We start from the raw sequence: 15,293 nt of genomic DNA, 5'->3' as shown, positions 1-15,293 counted from the left end.
CATGGCCATCTTCCTGGACGAGAACAGCCGGGTCGTCGTCTCCGGCATCACCGGTTCCGAAGGCGCGAAGCACACCCGGCGGATGCTGGCCGCCGAGACGAACGTCGTCGGCGGGGTGAACCCGCGCAAGGCGGGGCAGCGGGTCGACATCGGCGCTGTCTCGTTGCCGGTGTTCGGCAGCGTCGGGGATTCGATGGCGGCGACGGGCGCCGATGTCTGCGTGCTGTTCGTGCCGCCACCGTTCGTCGAAGACGCCGTCGTCGAGGCGGTCGACGCCGGGATCGGCCTCGCGGTGGTGATCACCGAAGGCGTCCCGGTGCACGACACCGCGAGGCTGTGGGCGCACGCCGTCGCCGCGGGCGGACGGACCCGGATCATCGGCCCGAACTGCCCCGGCATCATCTCGCCCGGCAGGTCGAACGCCGGGATCATCCCGGCCGACATCACCGGCCCGGGCCGGATCGGCCTCGTGTCGAAGTCGGGCACGCTGACGTACCAGCTCATGCACGAGCTGCGCGACCTCGGGTTCTCGACCTGCGTCGGCATCGGCGGCGACCCGATCATCGGGACGACGCACATCGACGCGGTGGAGGCGTTCGAAAAGGACCCGGAGACCGACCTCATCGTGCTGATCGGCGAAATCGGCGGCGACGCCGAGGAGCGGGCGGCGGAGTTCGTGCGCGCGAACGTCTCGAAGCCGGTCGTCGGGTACGTGGCGGGGTTCACGGCGCCGGAAGGCAAGACGATGGGCCACGCGGGCGCGATCGTCTCGGGATCGGCGGGGACGGCGGCGGCGAAGAAGGAAGCGCTGGAGGCCGCGGGAATCCGCGTGGAACGCACGCCGAGCGAAACGGCGGCCCTCGCGCGCGAGATCCTCGGCTGATGCGGGTCTTCGGCGAGGTGCGGTGATGGAGCTGCGCCAGCTGGCGGTGGTGGTGGCGGTCGCCGAGGAGGGCGGTTTCACGGCGGCCGCCCAGCGGCTGCGGACGGTGCAGTCGACCGTATCCACGGTGGTCCGGGCGCTGGAGCGCGACCTGGGCACACCGCTGTTCCACCGCACGACGCACCGGGTGGTCCTGACTCCCGCGGGCGAGGCATTCGTGCCCGCGGCGCGGGCGGCCCTGGAAGCGGCGGAGCGAGCCCGCGCGGCCGTCTCCCCGGTGAGCGGCCGCGTGCGGCTCGGGGTGTGCCCTGGCCTGCTGGTGGACCTCCACCGCGTGCTCGCGAAGGTCCAGCAGTCGCACCCGGGTTTGGCGGTCGAGGTCCGGCTGCTGCCGGCTCCCGGGGTTCGGCGGGCGGTGGCCGAGTCCACTGTGGACCTGGCGTTGACGCTCGCCCCCGGCTGCGCCGACGGGGCAGGGGCGGCCGGGCCAAATACCGCCCGCCAAGACCTGGCGGCCGATGGCTCCGCGCCCGGCACCACCGGTGCCACCGTGCCGGTCACCACCGTGCTCCCCCGCGAAGACCTGGTCCTCGCCACCGCCCCCGGCGGGACCCGCGCCACTCCCGCCGACCTCGCCGGACTGTCCCTTGTGGACTTTCCGCCAGGCTGGGCGATCCGCGAAGCCGTCGACCGGGCATTTCCCGGCCGCCGGGTCTGCCTCGAAGTCGACGATCTCGCTGTCGCCGCGGGGCTCGTGCGGGCCGGGCTTGCCGCCTGTGTCCTGCCCGCTTCGGTCGCCGCGCGGTTCGGCGATCTCACCGTGCGGCGGTTCGGCCGGCCTCCGTCGTGGCAGCTCGGCGCCGTCCACCGGCGTGAGATCTCGGCCGCCGTGGGGGCGGTGCTCGCTCAGCTCGGCTGAAGGCCCAGGCGATCCGGTCGCGTGTAGACGTTCATCGACGTGCCGCGCAGGAAGCCCACCAGCGTCAGGCCCAGCTCGGCCGCCAGGTCCACCGCCAGCGACGACGGCGCGGAAACCGCCGCCAGCAACGGGATCCCCGCCATCGCCGCCTTCTGCACCAGCTCGAACGACGCCCGGCCGCTGACCATCAGCGCCGTCCCCGCCAGGGGCAGCTTGCCGTCCCGGACCGCCCAGCCGACGACCTTGTCCACCGCGTTGTGCCGCCCCACGTCCTCGCGCAGGCACAGCAGCTTGCCGTCGGCGTCGAAAAGGCCCGCCGCGTGGAGGCCGCCCGTGCGGTCGAACACCCGCTGCGCCGCCCGGAGCTCGTCCGGCAGGCCGGCCAGCGCCGCCGGGTCGGTCGCGAACGGATCGCCGTCGATCGGCCAGGTCACCGTGGTGCGCACCGCGTCCAGGCTCGCCTTGCCGCACAGGCCGCACGAGGACGTCGTGTAGAAGTTCCGCTCCACCGACGTGTCCGGCGGGGCGACGCCCGCGGCCAGCACGACGTCCAGGACGTTGTACGTGTTGCCGCCGTCCGCGGTGGCTCCGGCGCAGTAGCGGATCGACTGGATGTCCGCGGCCGCCCGGACCACGCCCTCGCCGACGAGGAACCCCGCGGCCAGGTCGAAGTCGTCACCCGGCGTGCGCATCGTGACCGACAGCGGCTTGCCCGCGACGCGGATTTCGAGCGGTTCCTCGACCGTGAGCGTGTCCGGCCGCGTCGTGAGCCCGCCGTCGTGGACGCGCAGCACCCGGCGCCTGCTGGTCATCCGCCCCACGTCACGCCGCCGGCAGCAGCGACTTGGGCCGGCCCGGCTGGGTCAGCCGCCCGGACAGCACCGCGCCGGCGAGGCTCAGCACCCCGGCCGCGGTGAACGCGCTCACGAACCCGTGCGAAGTGACCACCACCGCGGCCAGCCCGATCCCGACCACCGCCCCGACCGCCTTGGCGGAATACAGGATCCCGAAGTTCTGGGCCGCCGACTCGTCGCCGAAGTACTCGCGGACCAAGCCGACCAGGAGTGTGTAGCAGCAGCCGTTCCCCAGCCCCGCCAGTACGACGCCCAGCAGCAGGCCGACGGCGTGCCGGTGCTCGCCGGAGTAGAACAGCACGAACTGCGCGACGCCGCCCGCGAGCAACGCGAAACGCAGGATCCGGTGCCGGCCGAGCCGGTCGGCGAGCCGTCCGATCAGGACCCGGCCGCTGCCGGTGGCCGCGGCGAGCGAGGCGAGCGCGGCGGCGGCGAGCCCGGGCCCGCTGCGGGCGGTGACGAACGTCGCCAGGTAGGCCAGGTCGAACAACAGGACCGCGGCGGCGAGGACGACGACGAAGTAGAGCGAAAGCGTCGTGCCGCACCGGAACAGTTCCGCCGGCCGGTAGTGCCGCACCGCCGGACGCCGGTTGTGCGCGCGGTCCAACGCCCACGTGCGGGGCTCGGGCGTGGCCGGCCACCAGTGCCGTGGCGGGTACCGCAGCACCGCGCCGCAACCGGCGATCACCGTGAGCACGACCGCGGCGGTGACGTCCAGGAGCACCGGACGCGCGGCCGGCAACGCGGCGGCGAGCACGACGAAAGGCACGCTGCCGTAGGCGAACGCGCCGCTGACGACGCCGGCCCGGGACCCCGTGCGCTCCGGGAACCACGCGAGCACCGCACCGAGGCAGGTGGCGTAGACGAGGCCGGTCCCGAGCCCGCCGAGCACCGAGTAACCCAGGAAGACGGCAAGCAGGCTGCTCGCGTGGCCGAGCGTCACGAGCCCGCCCGCGCACAGCACCGCGCCGGTCGCCATCGCCACCGGCGCCGGGAACAGACCGCGTTCGCGGAGCCACGCGGCCGGGAACGCCGCCCCGGCCTGGCAGATCGCCCACACCGCGAGCGACAGCACGATCCCGCCGAACGTCCAGCCGTGCTCCCGGCTCAGCGCGGGCACGATGGCGCCGAAGCCGTACTGCTGCACCCCGGCGGCGAGCATGGCCGCCGTGGCGAGCCAGGCGATCCGGCTCCGCGGCCGGCCGAGCAGGTCGCGGTCGGACTCCCCGACGCGGTAACGCCGTCCGTAGACGTCCCGGAGTTCGCGGACTTCGGCCATGGCGACCGCCTCCTCGACCAACTGAAGATTGTATGCAGTATTCAGTAGGCCGAGTGTGCGCCTGTCCGCCGCGGAAGTCCACAGGAATGTCGGATGAGCCGCCCGGATGGACCTGCCCGAGGTCCGTCGACGGGCGAAAAGGGAGGCGGCCCGGTGGCCATCGAGGGAGGAGGCGGCCACCGGACCGGTGCTCCGGCGCGGTACCGGCCGCGAGGAGCATTGACAGTCTGGCGACCCGAGCCCCCGCCGACAAGCTTTGACTGCCCGGCAAGCCGCGCGACTCCCGCCCGCCGGAGCCGGCGGAGCGGACGAGCACAGGCCATCTCCGGGCGGTGAACACTCAACGCAACGGCCCGGCTACTTCCGAACACAACGCAAAAGGCGACCCCGAAAGGTCGCCGGACGTGGCACGCGAGGACACGACATCAACGGCCGCGACAGGCGCACGACCAACGCCTCGCTGACGAAGCCGCACGCGGCGGCACAGCTTCGTCAGCGCACTCGCACAACACAGCGCGGCTTGGTCGGCACGCGCCCGCGAACACGGCTCAAGACTTCTTGCGCGATGCCCGCCTGCGCGCCGGCTTGGCTTCGGCGGGCTCGGCCTGGTCGGCTTCGAAGCCGGCGATGATCTCACTGGACAGCCGGCCTCGCTCGGCGACGTCGTAGCCGTTGGCCTGCGCCCATTCCCGGATCTGCCGGTTGCGCTCGCGGTCGGTGCCCGAGCCGGACGACCCGGCCAGCGTCTGACCGGTCGCGAGGCGGACCTTGCGGCCGCCGGTGCGTCGCGCGGCCGCGACGTAGCGGGCGAGCTCGTCTCGCAGCGCGGAGGCGTTGTCCTCGGACAGGTCGATTTCGTAGGTCACGCCGTCGAGGCTGAAGGGGACGGTCTGCGAAGCCTCGCTCCCGTCGAGATCGTCCACCATCTGGACTTGCACCCGTTGCGCCATGGTTCTTCGTTCCTCATCTTCTCCAGAACACGGTCGGACAGACCCTAACCTGTCGAATCACGTCCGGCACGCGCGACACCCGTGAAGCGTCCACAATGGCCGCCCGGGCGAGCGGGTCGCCCGGGTCCAGGGTGACCGCAACCGAGCCGGAATGCTCGTCGTCTTGCCGAATATTTGTATTTGTGATATGCTCGGAATCAAATCGGTACCATGACGGGATGACGACCGTCGATTTTCCCGCTAATCCTCCTCGCGTCAGCCGCACGGCCTTCACCGCGGCCGCCGCACGGGCGGCACATTTGCTCGTCGACGCCGAGCCGTTCCTCTTCTCCGACACCCTCGCCGCGCCTCTCCTCGGCGACCAGGCCGAGGAACTCCTGGCCTACCACCGGCTCCACGGCACGCATCCGATCCTCGCGGGCGCCCGCGCCGAAGCGGTCTGCCGCAGCCGCTACACCGAAGAACGGCTTACCCGCGCCAATTCTGGTATAGACCAGTATCTGATTCTGGGCGCCGGGCTCGATTCCTTCGCCTATCGGACCCCGCCGGGCCGATTCCGGGTGTTCGAGGTCGACCACCCGGCGACCCAGACCGTGAAACGGGAACTGCTCGACGCCGCCGGAGTCGCCGTTCCGGCTTCGGTCACCTTCGTCCCGGTCGACTTCGAAACCGATCCGCTCCGGGAATGTGTCGTCCAGAGTGGACTCGATCCGTTTCGCCCCGTGTTCGTGAGCTGGCTCGGTGTCACCATGTACCTGACGCGCGAGGCGGTGGCCTCCACATTGGCCCAGCTCGGCGGTTTGGCACCGGGCTCGGAAATCGTGACCGACCACCTGCTGCCCGAACAGCTGCGTGACGCGGCCGGAAACGGCTATGCCGAAGCGGTCGGGCCGGTGGCCGCCCGGCAGGGCGAGCCGTGGCGCACGTTCCTCTCGCCCGCGGACATGGCCGGACTCGTGCGCGACGCCGGATTCGAGGTCGTCGGCCAAGCCGGGCAACGGGAGAGCGTCGCCGCGCGGCTGTGGCACCGCACCGACGCGCTCCGGCCCGCCGCCCTTTCCGCGCTGACCCACGCGCGCCTTCCCCGCGGCGGGAGCTGAAGCCCGCTCAGTCGGGCAGCGTCGGCATTTCGAGGTCGTCCGGGCGGCCGAGCAGGACCGCGCGGGTGACCGCGGCCTTCCCGAACCGGTCCCGCACCGCGTCCAGCGCGGTGTCGAGCTCGCTCGCCCGCTCCCGCTCGAAGGGCAGGGCCGGCTGGAACGGGTCTTCGTCGGCCAGATTGGACAGCGCGGCACCCAGCAGCGTGATCCCGCGGTCGGCGATGAGCGGCAGCGCGGCGACGAGCAGCTCCCGTGCCGCGGCGAGCAGCACGCCGGTGCCGGCCGTCGGCCCGGTCAGCGTGTGCGAGCGGGTGACGCGGGAAAAGTCGGCGAAGCGCAGGCGGATCGTCACCGTCCGGCAGACGCGGCGAGCCGCGCGCAGCCGGCGGGCGATCCGGTCGATCAGCGCCACCAGCACCACGTCGAGTTCGGCCGGCGTCCGCCTGCCGCGCCCGAGGGCCCGCTGGGCGCCGATCGAGCGCCGCCGCCTGCCGAGCTCGACACGGCGCGGATCCTCGTTGTGCGCCAGGTGGTGCAGGTGCGTCCCGGCGCCCCGGCCGAGCAGACCGACCAGGTCGACCTGCTCCGACGCGGCGAGCTGGCCCACCGTCGCGATCCCCCGGGCACGCAGCTTCTCCGCGGTGACCTTGCCGACGCCCCACAGTGCGGAAACCGGCAGCGGGTGCAGGAACTCCAGCTCGGCGTCGTGCGGCACGACGAGCAGGCCGTCCGGCTTGGCCACCCGGCTGGCGACCTTGGCGAGGAACTTCGTCCGCGCCACCCCGACGGTGATCGGCAGCCCGGCCCGCTCGGCGACGGCGGCCCGCAGCCGTTCGGCGATGCGGCTCGGCCGCCCGCCGATCCTGGTCAACCCGCCGACGTCGAGGAACGCCTCGTCGATCGAGATGCCTTCCACCCACGGCGTGGTGTCGTGGAAGACGTCGAACACCGCCCGGCTGGCGGCCAGGTAGGCCGACATCCGCGGGCGCACGACGACGGCGTGCGGGCAGAGTTTCCTGGCCTGCGCGCCGCCCATCGCGGTGCGCACGCCGTAGGCCTTGGCCTCGTAACTCGCCGCGAGCACCACCCCGCCGCCGACGATCACCGGCCGTCCCTTCAACGCCGGATCGTCGCGCTGCTCGACCGACGCGTAGAACGAATCGAGGTCGGCGTGCAGGATGGGCCCCTCGTCTTCCATAGAACACATGTTCGCATACCCCGGGGCCGAAGTCCGCTCGTCCGCCCGCCGCGGGTGACATGCCGCCGACCGAAATTGCGCGTTTTCCCGGTTGTCGACGCTCTGTGGCCGCGCCCACACTCGAAGCATCGAACGACCCGACCACTGGGGGCGACATGACCGAGAAGTGCCGATGCGGCGATCACCACGCATGGGCCGCACCGAACCCGCAGGACCGGCCCACCGCGCCGCGCCAGCCACTCCTGGCCTCGACGCTGGCGCGCGAAGACCGCGTGGAGGACGCGGGCGGGCTCGACCCGACCGACCGCGTCACCTGCCGCACGCACCGCCGCTGGCTGCACGAATGCGTGGCGTCGCCGGTGCACACGAACCCGGCCATCGGCTACCGCTGGTGCCGCCGCTGCGACCACCAGGCACTGGTCGCGGTGGACGAGCTGGCCGGCGAGGTGACCATCCACTGCGGACTCTGCGGCCGGATCCCACGCAGCCGCGCGAACCAGGAGCTCGTCGAGCTGTGCCGGCGCAGCCTCGCCCTGGCCCGGTCGGGCCGGTTCCCGGAGACCGCCGTCGCCTGACCGCCCGATCCCGGCTGCCATGATGCGGAGGTGCCCGATCCCGGAACCACCGCGCTCGTGATCCTGCTGCCCGCCGCCGAACCCGCACTGGCCGCCGCCCGGCGTGTCGACCCCGCCCTGGTCCGCCCCGGCCTGCCCGCCCACGTGACGGCGCTCTACCCGTTCCTGCCGGACGGCGAGCTGACCGGCGAGGTCGCCACCGCGGTCCGCGAACTGGCGGCGGCCGTCCCGCCGGCCGAGGTGCGGCTCGGCGAGTTCCTGACCGGGCCCCGGTTCGCGGCCATCCCGGCCCCCGCACTCCAGCCCGTCACCGACGCGGTTTGCGCGCGCTGGCCGGAAGTCCCGCCGTACGGCGGCCGGTTCGGGCCGCGGCCGCCGGCGCACGTGACCGTCGCGCTGGGCGGTGACGAGGAGACCCTCGAGCGGGTGGCTCGCGAGGTCCGGCCCCTGCTGCCGCTGACCGGCCGGGCGGAGGGGCTGCAGCTGGTGGCTCTCACCGACGACGGCTGGGTCTCGCGGCTCGAGGCGCCGTTCGGCGGCTGAGACGGACTACGCCGTGGTGTCGAGCTTGCGGTACGCGTCGGCGATCGCCCGCAGCCGGGTCACGTCCGCGGCGAACGGTTCGCCCTCGACGGTGGACGGCTCGGCTTCCGCCCGCTCGTCGGGAAGATCGCGCACCAGCCTCGCCGCGGCCACCGCGGGCAGGTCCGGGGTCACGCCGGCCAGGATCAGGCCGTCGTTCGTCTCGCTCATCGCCGTCAGGAGGCGCTCGCGGCGGGACCGGCCGCCCGGGTCGATGCGGGCGATCTCCGGGAACCGCCGGGTCAGGTGCGCTCGCAGCGGACGCAGCAAGCGCAGCGTGCGGGCGTCGCGGCGGGCCGTCAGCAGGCCCGGGACCGCCGGGATCGTCAGCCCCACCACGATCAGGAGCACCGAGACCGCCGGGAAGCCGACGTCGAGCGTGCACGGCAGCGTCGAGAACGGCCCGCGGCACAACGCCTTCGCCGGGTGGTCGGCCTGCAGGGCGCGGATCGTCGCGACGACCTTCCCGGCGAGGTAGGCCACCGCGAACGCCGACGCCAGCAGCAACAGCGCCAGCCCCGCGCGCAGCGCGCCGCCGCTCGCCCGGATCGTCACCGCCGCCACCACGCCGATGTCGAGGACCGCGAACCCGAGGTAGACGGTGTAGGTGAAGACGTAGACGACCAGCGTCGGGTGGGTGCGGTACAGCTCGTCGAACACGCCGATGCCGCGCGGCAGGTCAGGAGTGCTGAAGAACGTCACCACCAGCAGGGTCAGCGCCAACCCGAGCGCCACCAGCCGGGTGCGCCGGCCACGGTCGCGGGTGCCGCTGATCTCCGCGACGGTCAGCCCGATGCCGTAGGCCGCGACCATCGTCGCCAGGTTCGACAGCAGCCGGCCGAGGCTGGGGTAGATCTCGCTTTCGACGAGCTGCGCGCGGTTGGCCAGGAAGCAGAACGCCGCGCCCAGCGCGATGAGCGAGACGGCCAGGCCCGCGCCCGCGCCGGTGCGCCGCGCGCGCACGGCCCGCCAGATCCCGGCGAACAGCGCGAACAGCCCGACCCCGACGAAAAGAATGTCGATCACGGGACGCCACTATCCCAGCAGCGCCGCCAGCCGCCTGGCCTGGTCGGCCGCCCGGCCGGACGCGCCCGGCTGAACGGCGGGCGGCTCGCTCGTCGCCGCGCTCATCAGCAGGACGGCGATCAGCTCGGCTTCGTACTCGTCGGCGCCGGACGTGACGCGGGTGAGCAGGTGCGACAGCGCCCGCGGCGCCAGGTCCGGGGCGAGCGCGGCGGCTTCGGACTCCGACATCAGGCAGGTGCCGGTGTGCGCGCACAGCAGATGAGCGAGCTCGTGGGCGATGATGTGGTCCTGGTGCAGCGCCGACGTCTGCGCGGTGTAGGCGATCAGGTCGTAGTCCGGCCGGGCCTGCCAGGCACCGGAGGGCTGACCGGGCCGGTGGGCGACCGGCACGAGGTCGATCTCGCGCCCGCGCCAGGCTTCGAGGCGGTCGACCCAGGCGTTCATCGACCACGGCCACGGCAGCGGGACGGCGGCCAGCACCGCCCGTACGCGTTTCCGCGCCCGTTCGCGGAGCTCCGCCAGGCCGCGCTCGTCGATGGGTCCTCCCCGCTCACCGGGCGCCAGCCGGGTGCACCGGGGCGCGATCACGGACGGCATCATCGTAGCCGAGGCACCCGGGGTCACTCCGGCTTCCGGCGCCGGCCCTCCCGGTGCCGGGTGTCGTCGTAGCTGCTGAGCTGGTCCAGCAGTGCCGTCACCGTTTCGCGGTCGCGGGGCGAGAGCCGCATGGCCCGTTGCGCCAGGTTGCGCGCCTCGCTGTCGCGCCACGCCACGACGTCTTCGACCTGCCGGTCGACCTGGCCGGCGATCTGCTCGTCGAAGAAGTAGGTCACCGGCACGCCGAAGAACTGGGCGAGGGCCTGGATGTGCGAGCGCTTGGGGTCCTTGCGCGCACCGACGGCGAGCTGCTGCACGTGGGTGGCCGACATCGTCACGCCGGTCTGCTCGGCGACGCCGTGCGCGATCTCCCGGTAGGAGTAGGGCCTGCGGTCGGGCGGGTGCACGGTCGCGATCAAGTGCGCCAGCCGTTCGGCGAAACTGCGCTCCTCGCTCACCGCATCCTACTTTCGTCTGTGAAACGTGACGCTCGCCAGCTTAGCTGTCCTGAAAACTTGACACCTTCTGTGCCGGAAAGACTACGATACTCCCGTTCGGTGTTTCGGAAACATGACACAGAACCCGGGGTGGCGCCGCGGCCGCGGGGTGACTCACGTGGCCGCTGGGGGTGGCCACGCGCCCAGCCCCATTCCCGCCGCGCCACCCCGTCTCGTACGGTTCCGCCCGCGCGCGAAAACGCCCCGGCGAGGCCGCGCCGGTCCAGGCAGCGGTTTCGGCGAGCGGCTCATCCGGCCAGCAGCCTGCGCAGCGCCGCCGGCGTCTCACCGGCGTGCTCGCGCACCGTGCGCGTCAGGTGTGCCTGGTCGGCGAACCCCAGATCCGCCGCCAGCACCGCCAGCCCCCGCTCCCCCGCCTCCAGGCGGTCGAGCGCCCGGCCGACACGGACCCGGTTGCGGTAGCGCGTCAGCGAAACACCCAGCTCGCGCGGGAACGCCCGGCTGAGCCGGTACGGCGACACACCCAGCAGATCCGCCAGCGGAAACAGCCCGGCGGCCGCCGGGACGTCCGCCGCGATCGCTTCGCGGGCGAGCGCCACCAAGGCGCGCTCGCCGGTGCGGCGCCCCCGATGCGGCGATGCGGGCGTCGGCGCCGCGGCTGCCTGGGTGATCGCCCGGCCCGCCAGCACCAGCAACTCCTCCGCCAGCGCGTAGTCCGGGTCGGCGGCAGAAGCCACTACGCGGCGGTGAGCGAGGTCGAGGGCGCCGTCGACGTACACCGTCGTGCGCTCGAGCCGGTCGCCCGCGAGCTGCCGCCAACGCGAGGCGCCGAAGGTCACCGACGTGCAGACGTCGCCGCCCGCCGGGTGCGCGAACCGTTCCTCGTCCCCGGGCTCGGCGAGGTACGCCACCGTCGGGTCGGCGTCCGCCACGACACCGCGGGCGCGACGGCGGAACCGGCCCCGCCGCACGAGCACCATCCGGTGGCCGCCGGCCACCTCGGGCGGCGACCAGCCGGCGTGGTCCTCCACGCACTTCACCACGCTCACGGCGTAACCGGGCCGCGCCGCGATTTCGACTGCTTCGAGCACGAGCCGGACGGTACGCCGGGGGTCCGACAGTTTCCGGCGCCGCAAGGATCTTCAAGACCGCGGCCCGCGCGCCGGGCAGGCTGCCAGGCGAACGAAAGGAGTCGGGAAATGCCCGCGGAACTCACCACGCTCGTCTTCGACTGCGCCGACCCGGCGGCGCTCGCCGCGTTCTACGCCAAGGCACTCGGCTGGGAGGTGACCTCTTCGGACGACGACACCGTGCAGCTCGGCGGCGGCCCGGTGGGCCTCGGCTTCCAGCGCGTGGACGGCTACCGCGGCCCGGGGTGGCCGGACAACGCCAAGCACGCCCACCTCGACCTCCGCGTCGGCGACCTGGAAGAAGCCATCGCGGAGTTCCGGTCGCTCGGCGCGACGAAACCGGACTTCCAGCCCGGCGGCGCCGACTGGGTCGTGCTGGCCGACCCCGAAGGCCACCTGTTCTGCCTCATCCCGGGCTGAGCCGTGGGTGGCCCCTCGGCGAGGGGCCACCCATCGCCTCATCGCGGCGGGCTCAGTAGGTGACCGTGACCGGTGCCCGGCCCGGGTGAGCCGGGGACGTCACCGTCAGCGTCTGCGTTGCGGCGTCCCACTTCCAGCTGTTCGACGGCGCCCAGCCGTCGCCGACCCGCACCCGCGAAGGCGACGACGTCACGCCGAGGAACTTCACCGTCCACTCCCGCGAAGCGACCTGGCCCCGGAACCCGCTGCCGCACGAAGGCTCCACCGTCACCGTGTGCTTCCCGTGGCGCTCGGCGTACGTGACCCGGGTGGTCGAGCTGCGGGCCGACGAGGTGCCGTCGTCTTCGTACAGCGTGAAGGAGCCGGACGCGCCCGGCGCGACCGTCACCGTCAGCCGGTTCATCGGGTTCTGGACGTCGTTCGCCACGTCCGCTGTCCGGGTCACCGCGACGCCGCCCGCGCGCAGGAACACCGGCATGGTCCCGAGGTCGGTCGTGACCTGCTGCGTCGTCCCGCCCGCGTAGGTCTTGCCGGTGAAGTAGTCCGTCCACTGCCCCGGCGGGAACCACACCGGCGTCGTCGCGGACGTCCCCGCGGTCGTCACCGGCGCCACGAGCATGTCCGGCCCGTAGAAGTACTCACTGCCGGCCGCGGCGTAGGCGGCTGGCTCGTCCGGGTACTCCAGATACGTCGGCCGCACCACCGGGACGCCGGTCGTCGCGGCCTCCTGGGCCAGCGTGTAGGTGTAGGGCACGAGGTTCTCGCGCAGGTTCAGGAACTTCGTCGCCGACGCCTTCGCCGCGTCGCCGTACTGCCAGGGCAGCCGGTCGCTGTGGTTGCTGTGCAGCCGGTCGATCGGCTGGAACGTGCCGAGCTGCACCCACCGCGCGTACAGGTCGTCGGGCAGCTTGACCGTCTGGCGCTGCTGCCCGCCGGAGGTGTAGGTCTCGCTGCCGCGCAGGCCGGTCGTGTCGTTGTGGCCGCCGATGTCGTGGCTGATCGCCGACATCCCCGTGGCGGCCGACTCGCCGGGTGTCAGGCCGACTTCCAGGCGGAGCGTCGACCACGTCGAAGACGTGTCGCCGGTGAAGTGGAGCGTGCTGCGCTTGTCCGCCCACGGCCCGGTCGCCAGTCCCGTGGGACCGCCGTAGCCGCCGGCCTGCAGTGACCCGTACGCCCGCGAGATGACGAACCCGCGGCCGGTCGCCGGCGCGGCGAGGTCCGCGTACTGCTGGTTGATCCAGGCGTCCGGGGTGACGCCGGGCAGGCTCGAGCGCGAGGCGTCGCAGCACCAGTCGAGCCACCAGAAGTCGTTGCCCTGCTGCATCATCCCGGCGTGCAGGTCGAGGTACGCCTTGAGCTGGTCCGGGTCGCCCCAGTCGAAGACGTAGCAGTCGGTCCCGCAGTTCGACTTGGCCAGCTTGCCCTTCGCCGTCGCCTGGGCGCGGGCGAACTGCGGGTCCGAACCCATGATGCTGGGGTGGATGTTCAGGTTGTTGTGCAGCCCCTGCGCCTTCGACCAGGCGAAGAACCCGGCGGGGTCGGGGAACTTGGTCGTGTCGAACTGCCAGCCGTTCCACGTGTCCGGCGCTTTGAAGTCGGTGTCGGTCACCAGGACGTCCAGCGGGACGCCTTCGCTGCGGAACCGCGGCAGGATCCGGTCGCGGTAGTCGGCCGCGGTGCGGTCGATGTACTCGGAGTACCAGACGCCGTAGGCCCAGCGCGGCAGCAGCTGCGGCGGCCCGGTCAGGGTCGCCAGGTCGCGCAGCCCGGCCTTGTAGTCATGGCCGAAGGCGAAGACATAGCCGTCCTGGTAAGGGTTTCCGCCGTGCGACGGCCGCTGCGTCACCGCGCGGGTCCGCGTGTCGTACAGCGCGGACGGGCTGTCGTCGAGCAGGTACCAGCCGTCGGAGTGCAGGAGCCCTTCGGTGGTCGACGGCGCGCCGTTGTCGCCGTTGACGCCGTCGAGGCCGCGCCGGTAGCCGCCGAGCGCGAGGTGCGGCGGCGGCGCCGTGCCGCCGGCCGGGGTGACCGCGACGGTGTCGATGTTGACGTGGCAGCTGACGTCGTCGGGACAGCCGAGGACGACGTCGTTCGTGCCGGTCTTCAGGTCGACCGGGACCGACGCGCTCTGCCAGGCGTCCCAGCCGTCGGTGACCGGGAGGGTCAGCGTGCGGGTCACGCCGTTCGCGGTGACCGCCGCGGTCCGGGTCTGGTGGAGGCCGTCGCCGCCGGTGCCGTTCGCGTAGCGGACGTGCAGCAGGTACGTGCCGTCGGCCGGGACGTCCGCCGCGCGGTGGGTCAGCGTCGAGCCGCGGTTGAGCTCGGCGACGAACCCGCGTCCGGCGTACCCGGAGTGGTCGGTCGCGACGATGGCGGAGCCCGACCGCAGCCCGGCTTCGGCCTCGCAGCTCACGCCGGCCGGGCAGCCGGTGAACGCGCGGGCGGACGCCGGCGGGAAGGCCGCGCCGGAGGTCAGGAGGGCCAGGCCGTCGAGGTTGACGTTGCCGGAGTCGCTCGCCGTTCGTTCGAGGCGGACGCTGTGGTGACCGGCGCCCAGGGTGAGCGGGACCGACGCGAGGGCCCAGGCGTTCCAGTCGGCGGTCACCGGCAGGGTGAGCTTCTGCGCCGCTCCCCCGTCGACGGAAACGCTCAGCGTGCGCGTGACGTGCTGGCCGTCGCCGCCCTGGCCGTTGGCGTAGCGCGCGGTCAGCGAGTACGTCCCCGCGGTGGGCGCGAGGACGTCCGCCGTCACCGAGTTGCCGGTGCTTTCGAAGCCGGCGAGGAAGCCTTCGCCGGTGTAGCCGGCGTGGTCGGTCGCGACGCCGACCCCGTCGGCCGTGAGGTCTTCGGCCTCGCAGCGCGCGCCCGCAGGGCAGGTCAGGTGCCGCCAGGGAGCCGCGAGCACCGGGGTCGCGCCGGCGGTCGTGCGGACCTCGAGGTTGCCGCCGTCGAAGGGGCCGGAGTCCAGCCGGTAGGTCAGCGTCGCCGCGCTGGTCCGGATCGTGAGGACGCCGCCGGAAACCGTGCTGGTGTACGACGTCGGCGTGAAGGTGCCGCGGCCGACGGCGTTGAAGGTGGCGGCGTCGGTGAAGCGGCCGTCACCGGCGTACTCGGTGCGGATCAGGGTCGGGGACAGCACCTGGAAGCGGGCGTTCCCGGCGGTGACGGTCTGGCGCGCGGGCCCGGCGACGGCGGGCGTCGCGACGGTCACCCCCGCGACGGCCACCGCGGCGACGGCGAGCGCGCACGCCCGCCGGATGGTTCTCGCTGTTCTGCTCCGCACGACGGAACTCCGTTCCGGTGAAGGGACTTTTTACAA

General features: G+C 73.0%; 15 protein-coding genes. 6 read left to right on the top strand and 9 right to left on the bottom strand.

What is annotated here, in order from left to right; all coding sequences use genetic code 11:
• Position 1 precedes the first annotated feature (1 nt).
• Entirely contained in the window at positions 2–883 is an 882-nt protein-coding gene (gene sucD, locus AB0G28_RS09235; RefSeq protein ID WP_361085161.1) for a succinate--CoA ligase subunit alpha, read from the top strand.
• Between the two features lie 25 nt (positions 884–908).
• A complete protein-coding gene (locus tag AB0G28_RS09230; protein ID WP_361085158.1) occupies positions 909–1,802 on the top strand; it encodes a LysR family transcriptional regulator in 894 nt (297 codons plus the stop codon).
• Here AB0G28_RS09230 and fdhD read toward each other — a convergent pair.
• From fdhD to AB0G28_RS09215, 3 genes are all read right to left on the bottom strand, one after another.
• On the bottom strand, positions 1,790–2,623 hold the full coding sequence (gene fdhD / locus AB0G28_RS09225; protein WP_361085155.1) for a formate dehydrogenase accessory sulfurtransferase FdhD: 834 nt from the start codon (positions 2,621–2,623) through the stop codon (positions 1,790–1,792). The two genes, AB0G28_RS09230 and fdhD, sit on opposite strands and share 13 nt — an antisense overlap.
• Position 2,624: 1 nt before the next feature.
• Positions 2,625–3,956 carry an OFA family MFS transporter gene (locus AB0G28_RS09220; protein ID WP_361085152.1) on the bottom strand — a complete coding sequence of 444 codons (1,332 nt, stop codon included), beginning with the start codon at positions 3,954–3,956 and terminating at the stop codon, positions 2,625–2,627.
• A gap of 527 nt (positions 3,957–4,483) precedes the next feature.
• Entirely contained in the window at positions 4,484–4,885 is a 402-nt protein-coding gene (locus tag AB0G28_RS09215) for an Lsr2 family protein (protein ID WP_361085149.1), read from the bottom strand.
• 218 nt (positions 4,886–5,103) lie between these two features.
• Between AB0G28_RS09215 and AB0G28_RS09210 the strand changes: the two genes are divergently transcribed.
• Positions 5,104–5,985 (top strand): class I SAM-dependent methyltransferase, encoded by an 882-nt coding sequence (locus AB0G28_RS09210; protein ID WP_361085146.1) that lies wholly within the window; start codon positions 5,104–5,106, stop codon positions 5,983–5,985.
• 7 nt (positions 5,986–5,992) lie between these two features.
• Here the strand turns inward: AB0G28_RS09210 and dinB are convergent, their stop codons facing one another.
• Positions 5,993–7,183, bottom strand: coding sequence for a DNA polymerase IV (gene dinB, locus AB0G28_RS09205; protein WP_361085143.1), 1,191 nt, complete (start codon positions 7,181–7,183; stop codon positions 5,993–5,995).
• A 155-nt stretch (positions 7,184–7,338) separates the two neighbouring features.
• Here dinB and AB0G28_RS09200 point away from each other — a divergent pair, with 155 nt between their 5' ends.
• Together AB0G28_RS09200 and AB0G28_RS09195 are read left to right on the top strand one after the other, a co-directional pair.
• The gene (locus tag AB0G28_RS09200) at positions 7,339–7,758 is read left to right on the top strand and encodes a hypothetical protein (protein WP_361085140.1); all 420 of its coding nucleotides are present in this window, start codon (positions 7,339–7,341) and stop codon (positions 7,756–7,758) included.
• A gap of 30 nt (positions 7,759–7,788) precedes the next feature.
• Positions 7,789–8,301 (top strand): 2'-5' RNA ligase family protein, encoded by a 513-nt coding sequence (locus AB0G28_RS09195; protein WP_361085137.1) that lies wholly within the window; start codon positions 7,789–7,791, stop codon positions 8,299–8,301.
• A gap of 6 nt (positions 8,302–8,307) precedes the next feature.
• Here AB0G28_RS09195 and AB0G28_RS09190 read toward each other — a convergent pair whose 3' ends face one another.
• From AB0G28_RS09190 to AB0G28_RS09175, 4 genes are all read right to left on the bottom strand, one after another.
• A complete protein-coding gene (locus AB0G28_RS09190; RefSeq protein ID WP_361085135.1) occupies positions 8,308–9,366 on the bottom strand; it encodes a hypothetical protein in 1,059 nt (352 codons plus the stop codon).
• 9 nt (positions 9,367–9,375) lie between these two features.
• Positions 9,376–9,963 (bottom strand): hypothetical protein, encoded by a 588-nt coding sequence (locus AB0G28_RS09185; protein ID WP_361085132.1) that lies wholly within the window; start codon positions 9,961–9,963, stop codon positions 9,376–9,378.
• 23 nt (positions 9,964–9,986) lie between these two features.
• Complete coding sequence (locus tag AB0G28_RS09180; RefSeq protein ID WP_361085130.1) at positions 9,987–10,421, bottom strand: XRE family transcriptional regulator; 435 nt, start codon at positions 10,419–10,421, stop codon at positions 9,987–9,989.
• A gap of 287 nt (positions 10,422–10,708) precedes the next feature.
• Positions 10,709–11,542: a helix-turn-helix transcriptional regulator gene (locus tag AB0G28_RS09175; RefSeq protein ID WP_361085307.1), complete on the bottom strand. Its 834-nt coding sequence runs from the start codon at positions 11,540–11,542 to the stop codon at positions 10,709–10,711.
• Positions 11,543–11,620: 78 nt separating this feature from the next.
• Between AB0G28_RS09175 and AB0G28_RS09170 the strand changes: the two genes are divergently transcribed.
• On the top strand, positions 11,621–11,971 hold the full coding sequence (locus AB0G28_RS09170) for a VOC family protein (RefSeq protein WP_361085127.1): 351 nt from the start codon (positions 11,621–11,623) through the stop codon (positions 11,969–11,971).
• Positions 11,972–12,023: 52 nt separating this feature from the next.
• Here the strand turns inward: AB0G28_RS09170 and AB0G28_RS09165 are convergent, their stop codons facing one another.
• Positions 12,024–15,257, bottom strand: coding sequence for a TIM-barrel domain-containing protein (locus tag AB0G28_RS09165; protein ID WP_361085125.1), 3,234 nt, complete (start codon positions 15,255–15,257; stop codon positions 12,024–12,026).
• Positions 15,258–15,293 lie beyond the last annotated feature (36 nt).

It is taken from the genome of Amycolatopsis sp. NPDC021455, assembly GCF_040640995.1.
Lineage (GTDB): Bacteria > Actinomycetota > Actinomycetes > Mycobacteriales > Pseudonocardiaceae > Amycolatopsis.
Note: the sequence above shows the minus strand (reverse complement) of the source record. Positions and strands in the feature narration are given on the sequence as shown.

What these genes read in the sequence shown, in the direction of transcription:
- AB0G28_RS09230 (WP_361085158.1), top strand. Translation starts at nt 909, where the DNA reads ATGGAGCTGCGCCAGCTGGCGGTGGTGGTGGCGGTCGCCGAGGAGGGC.
- sucD (WP_361085161.1), top strand. Translation starts at nt 2, where the DNA reads ATGGCCATCTTCCTGGACGAGAACAGCCGGGTCGTCGTCTCCGGCATC.
- AB0G28_RS09210 (WP_361085146.1), top strand. Translation starts at nt 5,104, where the DNA reads ATGACGACCGTCGATTTTCCCGCTAATCCTCCTCGCGTCAGCCGCACG.
- AB0G28_RS09200 (WP_361085140.1), top strand. Translation starts at nt 7,339, where the DNA reads ATGACCGAGAAGTGCCGATGCGGCGATCACCACGCATGGGCCGCACCG.
- AB0G28_RS09185 (WP_361085132.1), bottom strand. Translation starts at nt 9,963, where the DNA reads ATGCCGTCCGTGATCGCGCCCCGGTGCACCCGGCTGGCGCCCGGTGAG.
- AB0G28_RS09170 (WP_361085127.1), top strand. Translation starts at nt 11,621, where the DNA reads ATGCCCGCGGAACTCACCACGCTCGTCTTCGACTGCGCCGACCCGGCG.
- AB0G28_RS09215 (WP_361085149.1), bottom strand. Translation starts at nt 4,885, where the DNA reads ATGGCGCAACGGGTGCAAGTCCAGATGGTGGACGATCTCGACGGGAGC.
- dinB (WP_361085143.1), bottom strand. Translation starts at nt 7,183, where the DNA reads ATGGAAGACGAGGGGCCCATCCTGCACGCCGACCTCGATTCGTTCTAC.